This is a genomic window from Rhizobium sp. BK212, assembly GCF_014197475.1.
In the GTDB taxonomy this organism is placed as follows: Bacteria; Pseudomonadota; Alphaproteobacteria; order Rhizobiales; family Rhizobiaceae; genus Rhizobium; species Rhizobium anhuiense.
Genome location: NZ_JACIFS010000009.1, coordinates 1 through 13,837 on the forward strand (window position 1 = coordinate 1; position 13,837 = coordinate 13,837).

Here is a 13,837-nt window from a genome sequence, read left to right on the forward strand (position 1 = left end):
GGCCGTCGGCGGCCGATGGGACGGTCGTGATCACGCCTGGGCAGCTCGGTTATTTGCTGGAAGGTATCGACTGGCGGATGCCGCAAAAGACCTGGCGACCAACCTCGGTTGGATGAGCAAAAACACTGGAATAGCGGGGGCGAATATGATTCCATCTCGCCATGAACAGCCCTGTCGACCAGCTTCCAGATGACCTTGCCAGTGCGCTCGCACTGCTGGCGGAAGAGCGAGCGCTGCGTGTTGCTGCCGAGGTGGAAGCGGCGACAGCCAAGGCGGAAGCTGCCAGCGCAAAAGCGCTCGTGTCACATTCCGAGGCGCTGATCGCGCGGCTGAAGCTGGAGATCGAGAAGGTCCGCCGAGAGCTTTACGGCAGCAGCTCTGAGCGCAAGACGCGGCTTCTCGAACAGATGGAACTGCAACTCGAAGAACTCGAAGCTGATGCCGGCGAAGACGAACTCGCGGCAGAGATGGTTGCCAAAAGCTCGACCGTCAGGGCCTTCGAGCGCAAGCGTCCGTCACGCAAGCCCTTTCTTGAACACCTGCCGCGCGAGCGCGTCGTTATTGCCGCCCCATCCAGTTGCCCATGCTGTGGATCGGCCAAGCTGTCGAAGCTCGGCGAGGATATCACCGAGACCCTGGAGGTCATCCCGCGTCAGTGGAAGGTTATCCAGACTGTGCGGGAGAAGTTCACCTGCCGCGAGTGCGAGAAGATCACGCAACCGCCAGCACCCTTCCATGTGACACCCCGCGGCTTTGCCGGCCCGAACCTTCTGGCGATGATCCTGTTCGAGAAGTACGCCCAGCATCAGCCGCTCAATCGCCAGAGCGAGCGCTATGCCCGAGAGGGGATCGATCTCAGCCTGTCGACGCTTGCCGATCAGGTCGGCGCGTGTGCCGCAGCCCTGAAGCCAATCCATTCGTTGATCGAGGCCCATGTCCTGGCGGCCGAGCGGCTGCATGGCGACGACACGACCGTGCCGATCCTGGCGAAGGGAAAGACCGATACCGGCCGCATCTGGACCTACGTTCGGGACGATCGGCCGTTCGGCGGACAGTCACCGCCTGCCGCCCTCTACTATTCCTCTCGGGATCGGCGGCAGGAGCATCCAGAGCGACATCTGAAGACCTTCACCGGCATTCTGCAGGCGGATGCCTATGGCGGCTATAACCCGCTGTTCAAAGCAGATCGCGATCCCGCGCCTCTGCGCCAAGCACTCTGCTGGGCACATTCGCGCCGCAAGTTCTTCGTGCTGGCCGACATTGCCACGAACGCCAAACGGGGCAGCAAAGCCGCACCGATCTCACCGATGGCATTGGAGGCCGTCAAACGGATCGATGCCCTGTTCGATATCGAACGGGAGATCAACGGTCTTAGCCCCGAGCAGCGCCTGGAGCGCCGCCGCAAAGACAGCCAGCCGCTCGTCGACGAACTGCACGACTGGCTCCAAACCGAGCGGGCAAGGCTGTCGCGCAGTTCTCCTGTCTCTGAGCCGATCGACTACATGTTGAAGCGCTGGAACGGCTTCACGGCCTTCCTCGAAGACGGCCGGATTTGCCTGACGAATAATGCCGCCGAACGCGCGCTCAGAGGCTTTGCTCTCGGAAGAAAGTCATGGCTCTTCGCCGGATCGGATCGTGGTGCTGATCGTGCCGCCTTCATGGCCACGCTGATCATGACCGCCAAGCTCAATGACATCGACCCACAGGCTTGGCTCGCCGACGTTCTCGCCAACATTGCCGACACGCCGATCAGCAGGCTGGAAAAATTGCTGCCGTGGAACTGGAAACCGACGCAAACAGCAGCCGTTGCGGCATAGGATCAACGATGGATCGCAAAGCCAACCGAGCTATCATTCGGAAAATATTGCTCACCGAGTGGGACCCCATCGGGGTGTCGGACATTCCTGAAGCGCAAGACGAATATGATGCCTATGCCGATACCGTCTTTGGCATGCTGGCCAACCAAACCGCCTCAGTTGATGCCATCGCGCAGTATCTCTTCAAGATCGCGAACGAGCACATGGGGCTCTCATACCCAGAACTTAGAGAGCGCTGCGATAAGGCGGCAAGAGCCGTCGCGGCACTTCAGTCAGACCGCTGAACCTACACACCATCAGCGCCAGGTGCGGCAATCACCGGATGCTTACAGAAAGAGAAGCGCTAGGGCACCTACGAGGTAGTGAAAGTCACGACCTAGAAAACCTCTACAAGCAGGAAGTGAGACGAGATGCCCGACTTCCATGTGCCAGCTTATTACGAGCGATATCCGGGGCGAGCAGCCTCATGGCGTTGAAGTTCGGCAATGGCTGCACCTTACATGCCTCCAACAGGAGGCGATCTGACTTTACTCCTGCATTACTGAAGTTGCACGAGCCAGCCATATAGGTTGAAAAGGCCAACCAACTAACTCTGTATCAAAGTCTTACGATAATTGATTTCGATGCCTGGACCCTCCAGATCGGATTGCCTTCTTCCGAGGTTGAACCACTCCTGCTTCGAGTTGCGAGGTTTCGTCCGTAATCCAGTCTGGCCAACCGGCAGATACTAGCATTCTATACGTAGAAGAGCCCTTTGTTTCACAAAGCTCCACGGCCCTACTAAGCGCTTCCTCGCTACCAAGATACATATCCCTAAATGCTAAGACAAACTGGAGAGGTTCGTGGCGGCATTCTTTGGTGACGCTGACAAGCTCTTCCAGTCCGGTAGGAGCATCAGTCGGCGCAGTGCGGTTTGCTCGGACCCATACGTCCACCAGCACCAGCCAGCAAGCCCAGTTAAAATCATCTTTTGTCGCAAGATTTTCGGATAAGCGCGCTGTGAGGGCTTGCCATTCGATGTAGTCGAAATACCGACCGATAGCCTGCGGAACTAGCGCACTTAGCGTAGCCCTTAAAGTCTCCTCCCAATGGCCTGGCGGTGTTAGGTTCATTTCCTTGACAAATGTCGGGACAATACTTTCTCGCATTACGTCGGATGCCAAGATCATGCGTGTGTAAATCCCAGCCTCCAGATTTACCGTCTTCAACGAGCGTCGTATCAAAGCCATTTCGCGTGTTCGCCTAGGCTTGCCGTTTCTAGGCGTTCCGGGCAGGGCAGCTCTACTTCCCGGCCTCCTATAGAAAAAGCGCAACCGCTGCCGTACGGCTTCGCTTAAGGTATTTTCCTCGCCCCGACTATTCAATTGCGAAACATGGCTTAGCCAACGGTCGAAGAACTCCTCAATCAGTTGCCCTCGTTCGACGCGTTCTTCGTATCCATTTGTCGGGTTGATGCAATACGCTAGGGCCTCTCGAAGCGACGGGTGCAGATTTGTCTCGCTAGCCAACGCGATCAGATTCATTGTGTAATCGCGATGCGGGCCTCGTCCGATGCTGCTTAGAAGGCTTAAGCTACGGCTCAGTAGTCTCTCTGCTACCTCTGTAGGATCGAGTAAGATTGAAATACCTAGGCCTATAGCCGAAGCTGCGTTCGAGTCAGGATCTTGAAACGCATCAATCGTCTGTTTGAGGTACATTTCCCCCCAAATCGGGGAAGCAGGTCTAGCCGCTCCTGGCCCAAATAGAAGTGGCTCCACGACTTTGTGGCTACCATAGTCTATGGTGGCGCGCAGCTCCGGATCGAGAGGGCCAAGTTCTGCACTCTGGTTAATCAAGGCTAGCGTTAGCTTGTCTTTCGGTGAGGAGCCGCGGAATATTGTCTCGAAGACGGACTTGGCGGTTTCGAGATTCGTATGCTCCTTGAGGGTCCAAGACTTAATTGCAGTATTTATTGTACGAATGTCGTCAGGCGATTCTGTCTTCATAAGAATGTCAAATACTTGAAGACAAATCTGTTCAGCCTTCTCTTCTGCAGGTTCGATGCCATCCCGTAAGAGTCCGACCAGCAATAGCGTGCAATCACGGGAAGGATTTTGGACGTTGGCTTCACATAGTTTCTCGACAAAGAAGGCTTGGGCTGCGGCCGATTTCAGGCTAGCGACCAACAAGCGAACGACCTCTCGCCATCGGGGATTTTCCAGATCGCCGTTCAGCTCATTCCATATAGACAACGCTCCGCCGACCTCACCGTAGGTTGTGAGGTATGTAGCCGAAAGGTATTCCTGAAATGTCAGGTGTATAAAGCTGTAAAGACCGTCACCAGCTTCGATCATCAGCCCTGCTGACGATTTCACAAAAGTGAAAAACTCTTCCGCCTGATCCTCAGACGGCTCGTCTTTGTCGCGCTTCTTTTCTTTGCTTTCGATATGCTCTGTTAGAAATTTGACTATCTCACTGTGCGGTGCCACCGCTCGTCCCTTGGCCTGGAGGCTATTCCTATGCATCCAATAAGCGATCGCCTCGACCCTTAACCGATTACGTTGCTCGATACGGCCCTTTATCGGCTCATCATCCTGCTTTTTCGCCTTATTCCAAGTGTTAAGAAGAGTCTCCGTGCATTTTTGATATAGTACAACCCTTTGATCAGGTAGAACTGCGTCAATCCTATGAACAAGAGTAACAATTGTTAACAGGAGAGGGTTTCTAGAAAGGTCTCTTATGGCGTCGTTGTCTGGGTTTTTAATTACTTTGACAAGATCGGCAATGTTTCTGCCGCGCTCTACGTCTTCCTTTATGCGTTCTCCGTACCAATCTGATACAAATTCTTCAATTTCGTTTAGGCGAAGTTTAGCAAGTCGAAAATGTCGATATGGTGGGTCGAAACGAACGTCTGCTTCGTAGCCAACAATACGAGATGTCACTATTGCAGTATTTATAGGATAGCTGGTACAAAAAGAATCAATTCTTCGCCGCATCAACCCCTTGAATTGCGGCCCAGGAAGTTCATCAAGTCCGTCGAAGAAAATTATTGCTCGTCCACTTTCAATGTAAGCTTCGAAAAAATCTTTGTTTGCTGAGCTTATATTGAAGTCCGCCTGAACACTTTCAACGATGTAATCTATCAGGGACAAGTTCTTCCGCGTTTTTATTTCGTCAGCATATCGCCTCAAGGTTATGACTATTGGAAGGCGATCGTCCGATGCTCCTGCACACCGTTTTTGAAGTGCGGGAGTGATGCCGACTAGCGCAAGAAATGAAACAAGCGTGGATTTTCCAGAACCCGGATCGCCGAGCACAATCGATTTCTTGCCAGGAGCAATTAATGAAACAGGCTCAATCCGAGGTGTGTCGTCATTTTCCTCAGGTGAAGCTTCAGACACTAGGGATAGGGGGATGTAAATGTTTTCCAAAGGTACCCGGCGAGAAGCTTCTTCTTTGTAGACGGACATCCCCACAAATTCGATCCGACCGAATCTACGTCGCATATTCTCATCATATTGGGCTCTAACTTCCTGGATTGTCTTTCTTCTCGCTTCTCCAAGGGGAACTAGAGACGGGTAATAGAAGAGGCAGAGATGCCTAGCCCTTAAAAACATTGCAATGATTTTTGTATGGCCAATATGCTCGATCTCAAATCGGGACCGATACTTTTCCCGCAGGGCTTCGAACCAGGCGACATCGCCGCCTTCTTTTCGCTTTCCAGAGTTCGTCAAATCATCGGGTGTTACAAGAACATATGTCGAAATTTTATTTTCAGAATTCTCAGTTGCCTGCTCGATCGCCGCTGCTATGAGGCTTCTGTGCTGACTACTTAGCGGTGACTTATAAAATTTGTATTGGTATCCAGTTATCTTGTTGCCGCGACGGCCATAACGATAACTATCTAATCCCCGGAAGTCTCCAGCTGAGTCATCCAACGGTTGGAATTTATTTCCTTCACCTCGCCATTCGTTAAAGAGAAGTAGATCAATAATTCGGCCGAATTCTTTTCCTCCTTCTGTCCCATCGGGAAGGATTTCACTAAGGGTCGGAAGAGCGGGGAGGCGGGGACCGGACGTGGGCATGATCTCTCTTATTGCGGGATTAATTGTTAGGTGGGGTAAATACATACACACGCAATGGTTTGATTCGGCAAGTGGTTGTAGCCTGGACTCGCCGCCCGCTTGGAGTGATTTCTACATACTTCGGATCGCAGAAAGTGGATACTTTTGCGATGGGCTATTTAAGTCCCTTCGTGCAGGCGTTTCCCCCAATGGGTGTCCGCATCCATGCTGCCATCAAAGCTGTGCGCCAACGCCGTGTGCGCTCGTCCGCTTCCGCAATACTACGGGATAGATGCATAAAGGACGGATTTTGAGTTGTCCGCAGGGGGATAGCTCTGCGTACATGGCAGGCTTATGCGGCTTGCGTATCCGATTGGGTTAAATGCTCTATTTGGGCGGCACCTTTAGCGTACAGGACCTCTATGGTCGCCGATTGTTTGAGCGTCCGCTTTTGGCGCATCGCAATCCTACACCGGCCTGGGATTCCAAGTCAGCACGATTTGCGATCCAGGACAGACAAATTCCAACTTTACCCAATGTGCCCCGAGCCTAAGGCCAATCCGCATAACCCGAGGACAGCATGCTGTTTTCCGAGCCGGCCGAAGCGCGGGCGATTTCGCGGTAGCCGGCGGGGGAAAGGCCGGTCTTGCGTTTGAAGAAATGGCTGAAATAGGTCGGATCGCGAAAGCCGAGGCTGTCGGAGATTTCCTGGATATTGCGGGCCGATCGTTCCAGCCTGAGTTTTGCCTCCTGCACCACGCGCTCATGCAGGAGCTGGATCGGTGAGCGGCCGAGCGCCCTCTGGCAGATGGAATGCAGCCGGTCGGCCGTGACGCCCAATTCCGCGGCATAATCGCTGATCGGCCGGTGCCGGCGGAAACCGGCCTCGACCAGTTGCCGGTATCTCTGCAGGATCGACCCGGTTTCGCCCTGCCCGCGCTGCTCGCTTCTCTCGCCGTCGGAGCCGCGCCACAGCGCCATCAGAATGAGCCTGATATAGGCGGATGCGACCATCCAGGAGGAGCGGGCGGGATCGCCCAGTTCCCGCACGAAGCCCGAAATCAGCGGGCTGATTTCGGCCACTGCTGCGGGATCCAGTGCCTCGACCAGCTTGCGCTGCTCGGTGAAGATGCGCAACGAATAGGATTCCACCTTGTCGCCGATCGCATCGACCATGATCTGCGGCGAGGCGCCAACCAGATGGGCCGCGCTTCCGGCTGATATCGACAGGTCGCACCGCGCCTGCGGCGGCAGGAAGGCAAGCAGCGGTCCGTGCAGCGGCCGATGGTCGCCATTGTCGAAATGAAGCTCCCCGTTCCCCTCCCCCAGCAGAAGGAAATGGTAGAAATCGGCATACAGCCCTTTTTGGAAACGGATGCGCCGGTGCGACAGCGACGGCCCGTGCCACTCGCCCCTGGCATAGTGATGAATCCCGCCGTCCGTCGCCAAGGCCTCTCCTCCATTCCCGCGTCAAGCATGTGACAATCGCCAGATAATTACAATATTAACCCAATAAATCGCATTCCATCCACGCCAGATCGGCGTAACCTTTTCTCATCAGCCTTTGGGAGGAGGCTCTTCAGCAGATGCAGGAATCGTCAGGCGACCCTCGTGGCGCCGCGTCCGCTCGTTTTCTCCCATGGCAATAAGGCAGGCGCCGGCACTTGGCGCCGACACGTGACGAATTGGGTGGAACAGTGTTCGCGGCAAAGCTGATGATCAACAACGAGGCGATGGATGCTTCCGAAGGGGCCACCTTCGAACGCATCGATCCGCTGACCGGCGATGTCGCGACGATCGCCTCGGCAGGATCCGTTGCCGACATGACAAGGGCGGCCAATGCGGCTGCGGCAGCCTTTCCGGACTGGTCGCAGACCGGGCCGGGCGAACGGCGCAGGCGGCTGAATGCCGCCGCCGATATACTGGACGCGCGCGCACCGGAACTCATCGCCGCCATGACCGGCGAAACCGGCGCCACCGCGCAATGGGCCGCGATCAATTGCGGGCTCGGCGCGGATATTCTCCGAGAGGCTGCGGCGATGACCACGCAAATCTCGGGCGAGCTCATTCCTTCAGGTATTCCGGGAAACCTTGCCATGGCGGTCCGCCAGCCGGCAGGCGTCTGCGTCGGCATTGCCCCCTGGAATGCGCCCATCATCCTCGGCACCCGGGCCGTCGCCATGCCGCTTGCCTGCGGCAACACGGTCATCCTGAAAGCCTCCGAACTCTGCCCGAAAACCCATGGCCTGATCGGCGACGTCCTGTGTGACGCCGGCTTTCCGCGAGGCGTCGTCAATGTCGTTTCCAATGCGCCGAGCGATGCCGCCGCCGTCGTCGACGCCCTGATCGCCCATCCGGCCGTGCGCCGCATCAATTTCACCGGCTCCACCCGTGTCGGCCGGATCATCGCCGAATCCGCGGCAAGGCATCTCAAGCGCTGCCTGCTCGAACTCGGCGGCAAGGCGCCGTTCATCGTTCTGGCCGACGCCGATATCGACGAGGCCGTGAGCGCCGCCGCCTTCGGCGCCTTCATGAACCAGGGCCAGATCTGCATGTCGACCGAACGGATCATCCTGATGGACGAGATCGCCGACGGCTTCGTCGGCAAGTTCCGGGCGAAGGCCGCAACCCTCGTCGCCGGCAACCCGAAGGACGGCAACACGCCGCTCGGCACGCTGATCAACGCCGAGGCCATCCGGCGCGTCAGGTCGCTCATCGACGACGCGCTGCAGAAAGGCGCGGTGCTCGTCTGCGGCGGCCACGCGAACGGCACGCTGATGGACGCGACCGTCATCGATCACGTCACACCCGCCATGCGCATCTACCGCGAGGAGAGCTTTGGGCCGATCGCCGCGATCATCCGGGTCGGCAGCGTCGACGAGGCCGTGACGGTTGCCAACGACAATGAATACGGGCTTTCCGCCGCCGTTTTCAGCGCCGACGTCAATGCCGCGCTTGCCGTCGCCATGCGGCTCGAATCCGGCATCTGCCACATCAACGAGGCGACAGTTTCCGACGAGCCGCAAATGCCCTTCGGGGGCGTCAAATCAAGCGGCTACGGCCGCTTCGGCGGCAAGGCGGCGATCGATGAATTCACCGAGCTCCGATGGGTGACCATCGCGTCGGGAAAACGGCACTACCCGATCTGAACTGAGATCGGCCGAAATGAACATTGGGAACGGGCTGGGAGGCCCCATCAAGAGGGAGGAATGATTTCATGAACGGCATTTTCCGCAGCGGAAAATTCAACGCGGCATCGCTGAGCCGCCGCTCTTTCATCGCATCGACCGTGGCGGGCGGCGCGGCACTGGCGCTGTCCGGCCGCACCGCCTTTGCTCAAAGCAGCGACACGCTGAAGGTCGGCTTCATCAGCCCGCGCACCGGCCCGCTCGGCGGCTTCGGCGAGACGGACGGTTATGTGCTCGACCTGGCGCGCAAGGCGCTGGCGAACGGCCTGCAGGCGGGCGGCAAGACCTGGAAGGTGGAGATTCTCGACCAGGATACCCAATCCGATCCCTCGCGCGCCGGCCAGCTGGCGAAGGACCTGATCAACAACCAGTCGATCGACCTGATGCTTGCCGTCTCGACGCCCGAAACCATCAACCCGGTGGCCGACGCCTGCGAAGCATCAGGCATTCCCTGCCTCTCGACGGTCATGCCCTGGGAAGCCTGGTATTTCGGCCGCGGCGCCAAGCCCGGCGCACCCTCGCCGTTCAAGTGGACCTATCATTTCGGCTTCGGCGTCGAAGAATTCCACAAGGCCTATGTTTCGCAATGGAACCTGATCGAGACCAACAAGAAGGTCGGCGTCATGTATCCCAACGATGCCGACGGCAATGCGATCCGTGCCCATCTGGCGCCGGCACTCGCCAAGGAGGGCTTCACCATCGTCGATCCCGGCGCCTATGAAACCGGCACCACCGACTTTACCGCGCAGATCGCTCTCTTCCGGCAGGAGGGCGTGGAGATCTTCAATTCGTTCCCGATCCCGCCCGACTTCGCCGCCTTCTGGCGCCAGGCCGCGCAGCAGGGCCTCACCCAGCAGATCAAGATCTGCCAGATCGCCAAGACGGGCCTGTTTCCCTCCGACATCGAGGCGCTCGGCGACCTCGGCCTGAACATCGGCAGCGCCGCGTACTGGCACAAGGCTTTCCCTTACAAATCGACGCTGACGGGTGTCTCCGGAACCGAACTCGCCGACGGTTATGAAACGGCGAGCGGCAAACAGTGGACGCAGCAGCTCGGCGCCAGCCTTGCGCTTCTCGACGCCGGCTTCGATGCGCTGAAAGCAAGCGCCGACGTCAAGAGCAAGGAGGCCGTCGCCAAGGCGCTCAGCACGCTGAAGACCACGACGATCGCCGGCAAGGTCGACTTCACCAGCGGTCCCGTCGCCAATGTTTCTCCCGGGCCGATCATCGGCACGCAATGGGTGAAAGCGCCGGAGGGCTCGAAATTCGCACTCGATTATGTCGTCACCGAAAACGCCACCGACCCGAACGTTCCGGTCGGCGCCAAGCTCACCGCTTACAACGGATAACCAAAGTGCAGCAGCAAGCGCAAAGACGGCCGGGAGGAGCCTTTCTCTCGGCCAAGGGGATCCACAAGCGGTTCGGCGCGCTGGTGGTCCTGGAGAATCTGGAATTTTCCATGGGCGATGGCGAGGCGGTGGGCATTGTCGGGCCGAACGGCGCGGGCAAGACGACCCTGCTCAGCGTGCTCGCCGGCGCCTTTCCGCCGAGCGAGGGAAGCATCACCTTCGACGGCGCCGACGTGACGAACCGGACGGCGGCGGAACGCTGCCGCTCCGGGCTCGTCCGGACCCATCAGATTCCCAAACCCTTCAGCGGCATGACGACCTTCGAGAATGTTTTCGTCGCCGCATCGCACGGCCATGCCGCCAGTCGCGACGAGGCCTATGAGCGCGTGGTGGATTCGCTTTCGCTCTGCGGCATGCTGGGCGTCGCCAACCGCCCCGCCGATACGCTTGGCCTCCTGGATCGCAAACGGCTGGAGCTTGCCCGCGCGCTTGCCACGCAGCCGAGACTGTTGCTGCTCGACGAGATCGGCGGCGGCCTGACCGATGGCGAGGCGAGCGAGCTCGTCGAAACCATCCTCGAATTGCGCCGCCGCGGCATCGGCATCGTCTGGATCGAGCATATCGTTCATATCCTGCTGCAGGTGGCAGAGCGGCTGATCTGCATGGACGCCGGCAGGATCATCGCCGATGGCGAACCGAAAACGGTCATGAGCAATGCGGTGGTGGTCAAGGCCTATCTCGGAGGGACACCCGCATGAGCCTTCTTTCCATCCGTGACCTCGACGTCCGCCACGGCCTGCTGCAGGCGGTGCGCGGCGTCAGTTTCGAACTTGCCAAAGGCGAAGTGCTGGCGCTGGTCGGCGCGAACGGCGCCGGCAAGACGACGCTGCTCAGATCGATCGCCGGCGCCCATCTTCCATCCTCCGGCCGCGTCCTTCTCAACGATGAAGATCTGGCTTCCGTGCCGTCCCACAAGCGCATCGCCAAGGGCATCGCCCTGGTGCCGGAAGGCCGGCGCCTGTTTTCACAGATGACGGTGGAGGAAAACCTGCTTCTCGGAAAGAGCTCCGGCCGCAAGGGCGAGTGGAGCATCGATCGCGTGCTCGACGCCTTTCCCAACCTGAAACCCCGTCGTCACGCCAAGACCGGGCACCTCTCGGGCGGGGAACAGCAGGCGACCGCCATCGGCCGGGCGCTGATGAGCAATCCCGATATTCTTCTCCTGGACGAGGTCTCGCTCGGGCTTTCGCCTCTGGTCGTCGATCGCGTCTATGCCCAGCTGCAAGCGCTGCTGACGTCGGGAACAACAATCGTGCTCGTCGAGCAGGATCTCGCCCGCGCCATGAGCGTGGCAAGCCGTGTCATCTGCATGCTCGAGGGACGCATCGTCCTCGACAGGCCGGCGGCGGCCGTCACGCGCGAGCACGTCACCCAAGCCTATTTCGGATTGCACCGGGCAGCCGGCGAAAGGAGCGCATCGTGATCAATACCCTGCTCCAGGGCATTCTGCTCGGCGGTTACTACGCCGTTATCGCCTGCGGCCTGTCCTTCATGTTCTCCGTCATGCGGATCATCAATCTCGCGCATGGCAGCCTGGCGGTCGCAGCCGCCTACGGCCTGTGGCTGCTCGCCGCCAAAGCCGGCATTCCGCCTTTCGCCGGCCTGCTGATCGTGCTGCCGGTGATGGCCGCCGTCGGCTGGCTGCTGCAGCGCTTCATCCTGGAACGCAGCGCCCGCGGCGGCACGCTCCTGCCGATTCTCACGACCTTCGGCCTGTCGATCGTCATCGACAATCTGCTGTTCGAGCAGTTCGGCGCCGACACAAGGTCGCTCGCGCCGTTCATCGGCAACCTGTCCTATGCCTCCTGGCAGCTGCCGGGCCACATCTTCGTCGGCAAGCTTGCCGTCATGATGATGGTGGCCGCAGTCCTCATTCTCGGCACGCTGCAGTTCTTCCTCAGCCGTTTCGCCCTCGGCCGCGCCATCCGCGCGACGGCGGAAGATCCCGATACGGCAGGACTGGTCGGCATCGATGCCCGCAGGGTCAACGGCGTCGCCACTGCGATCACCATGGTCACGGTCGGCATCGCCGGCGCCTTTCTCGGGATGCGGGCGACCTTCAGCCCCTATGCCGGCGGCCCGCAGCTTCTCTTCGCCTTCGAGGCGGCCGTGATCGGGGGAGCGGGATCGCTGTGGGGCACGCTTGCCGGCGGCATCGTTCTCGGCCTTGCCCAATCGCTCGGCGCGCAATTGCATCCGCAAGGTTTCCTGATCGGCGGCCATGCCGTGTTCCTGCTGGTGCTTTTCATCAGGCTGTCCCGGTTCGGCATGCCGGTTCTCGACAAATTCGGTGCCTGTCTCAAGCTGCGCGCCCGTCTCCGGAGCCCGACATGACCATCATCTCCAACGGAATATCGATAGAGCGCTGGACGAAATCGTCTCGGGTGGCGCTCGGCTCCATGGCCGCGGTGCTCGCCTTGCTGATGTTCGCTCCCGCCGTGCTCGGCGCCGGCGCGATCGACCGGATGACGGCGCTGTTCATCTACGTCATCCTTGCCGCCATGTGGAATGCGCTTGCCGGTTTCGGCGGGCTGGTTTCGGTCGGCCAGCAGGTGTTCTTCGGCCTCGGCGCCTATTTCACCATCCGGCTTGCCGATGCAGGGCTCAATCCCTTCGTCGCGCTGTTTGCCGCCGCGATCGTCACCGGCGCCCTGTCGATCCCGCTTTCGCTATTCATGCTGCGCCTGAAGGGCGGCGAGTTCGCGATCGGCATGTGGGTGGTCGCCACACTCGCCCACCTGCTCGTCAACCTCGACGGCCTGATCCAGGGCGAAACCGGAACCTCGCTGATCTCGCTCAACGTCTATGACAGCGGCACACGGCGGGCGACAATCTACTGGCTCGCATTGACGGCCATGGCCGCCCTGCTCGGCGCGCTGTTCATCCTGATGCGCAGCCGCGCGGGTGCTGCCATGCAGGCGATCCGCGACAATGAGGAGGCGGCGACCTCGGTCGGCGTGCGCGTGATCGCGACGAAGAGGCTGCTCTTCGTGCTCGCCGCCTTCGGCATCGCGGTCGCCGGAGGCCTGTGGCTGGCAACCGCCACCACCTTCCAGCCGAAGACCTATTTCAGCGTCCAGTGGACGGCCTACATGATCTTCATGGTGCTGGTCGGCGGGATCGGCAAGTTCGAGGGCGCCATCCTCGGCGCCATCCTGTTCTTCGTGATCGAGACCTTCTTCGGCGCAGCCGGCGTCTGGTACCTGATCGGCCTCGGCGCCACCGCCCTGATTTTCTCCCTCTACCTGCCGCGCGGCCTGTGGGGCGAAATCGAGCGCCGCTACGACTTTCAACTTCTGCCCGTCGGCTACCGGCTGAAATTGCCCGGCCCGCATAAGATCAAATGGGAAGAATGAGCCGGCTTATGTCCCGACTCTCTT

General features: G+C 59.2%; 10 protein-coding genes. 8 read left to right on the top strand and 2 right to left on the bottom strand.

The annotated features are described in order from the left end of the window. The first annotated feature begins 161 nt into the window (after window positions 1-161). Together FHT79_RS24605 and FHT79_RS24610 are read left to right on the top strand one after the other, a co-directional pair. Window positions 162-1,817 (top strand): IS66 family transposase, encoded by a 1,656-nt coding sequence (locus tag FHT79_RS24605; protein ID WP_168334219.1) that lies wholly within the window; start codon window positions 162-164, stop codon window positions 1,815-1,817. 8 nt (window positions 1,818-1,825) lie between these two features. Continuing rightward, entirely contained in the window at window positions 1,826-2,101 is a 276-nt protein-coding gene (locus FHT79_RS24610) for a hypothetical protein (protein WP_097596464.1), read from the top strand. Window positions 2,102-2,422: 321 nt separating this feature from the next. Here FHT79_RS24610 and FHT79_RS24615 read toward each other — a convergent pair whose 3' ends face one another. Both FHT79_RS24615 and FHT79_RS24620 read right to left on the bottom strand, forming a co-directional pair. Then, window positions 2,423-5,881: an NACHT domain-containing protein gene (locus FHT79_RS24615; RefSeq protein ID WP_183904317.1), complete on the bottom strand. Its 3,459-nt coding sequence runs from the start codon at window positions 5,879-5,881 to the stop codon at window positions 2,423-2,425. Between the two features lie 528 nt (window positions 5,882-6,409). Further along, a complete protein-coding gene (locus tag FHT79_RS24620; protein ID WP_132574951.1) occupies window positions 6,410-7,309 on the bottom strand; it encodes an AraC family transcriptional regulator in 900 nt (299 codons plus the stop codon). A gap of 236 nt (window positions 7,310-7,545) precedes the next feature. Here FHT79_RS24620 and FHT79_RS24625 point away from each other — a divergent pair, with 236 nt between their 5' ends. From FHT79_RS24625 to FHT79_RS24650, 6 genes are all read left to right on the top strand, one after another. After that, complete coding sequence (locus FHT79_RS24625; RefSeq protein ID WP_183904443.1) at window positions 7,546-9,009, top strand: aldehyde dehydrogenase; 1,464 nt, start codon at window positions 7,546-7,548, stop codon at window positions 9,007-9,009. A 68-nt stretch (window positions 9,010-9,077) separates the two neighbouring features. Further along, complete coding sequence (locus tag FHT79_RS24630; protein ID WP_183904318.1) at window positions 9,078-10,397, top strand: ABC transporter substrate-binding protein; 1,320 nt, start codon at window positions 9,078-9,080, stop codon at window positions 10,395-10,397. 5 nt (window positions 10,398-10,402) lie between these two features. Then, window positions 10,403-11,155 (top strand): ABC transporter ATP-binding protein, encoded by a 753-nt coding sequence (locus tag FHT79_RS24635; RefSeq protein ID WP_183904319.1) that lies wholly within the window; start codon window positions 10,403-10,405, stop codon window positions 11,153-11,155. Continuing rightward, a complete protein-coding gene (locus FHT79_RS24640) occupies window positions 11,152-11,880 on the top strand; it encodes an ABC transporter ATP-binding protein (RefSeq protein ID WP_183904320.1) in 729 nt (242 codons plus the stop codon). Before FHT79_RS24635 ends, FHT79_RS24640 begins: the two co-directional genes overlap by 4 nt. Continuing rightward, on the top strand, window positions 11,877-12,791 hold the full coding sequence (locus tag FHT79_RS24645) for a branched-chain amino acid ABC transporter permease (RefSeq protein ID WP_183904321.1): 915 nt from the start codon (window positions 11,877-11,879) through the stop codon (window positions 12,789-12,791). Before FHT79_RS24640 ends, FHT79_RS24645 begins: the two co-directional genes overlap by 4 nt. After that, entirely contained in the window at window positions 12,788-13,813 is a 1,026-nt protein-coding gene (locus FHT79_RS24650; RefSeq protein ID WP_183904322.1) for a branched-chain amino acid ABC transporter permease, read from the top strand. The genes FHT79_RS24645 and FHT79_RS24650 overlap by 4 nt, the downstream gene beginning before the upstream one ends. The last annotated feature ends 24 nt before the right edge of the window (window positions 13,814-13,837 follow it).

Coding starts and splice junctions, on each gene's coding strand:
- FHT79_RS24605 (WP_168334219.1), top strand. CDS start 162: ATGAACAGCCCTGTCGACCAGCTTCCAGATGACCTTGCCAGTGCGCTC.
- FHT79_RS24610 (WP_097596464.1), top strand. CDS start 1,826: ATGGATCGCAAAGCCAACCGAGCTATCATTCGGAAAATATTGCTCACC.
- FHT79_RS24615 (WP_183904317.1), bottom strand. CDS start 5,881: ATGCCCACGTCCGGTCCCCGCCTCCCCGCTCTTCCGACCCTTAGTGAA.
- FHT79_RS24630 (WP_183904318.1), top strand. CDS start 9,078: ATGAACGGCATTTTCCGCAGCGGAAAATTCAACGCGGCATCGCTGAGC.
- FHT79_RS24640 (WP_183904320.1), top strand. CDS start 11,152: ATGAGCCTTCTTTCCATCCGTGACCTCGACGTCCGCCACGGCCTGCTG.
- FHT79_RS24650 (WP_183904322.1), top strand. CDS start 12,788: ATGACCATCATCTCCAACGGAATATCGATAGAGCGCTGGACGAAATCG.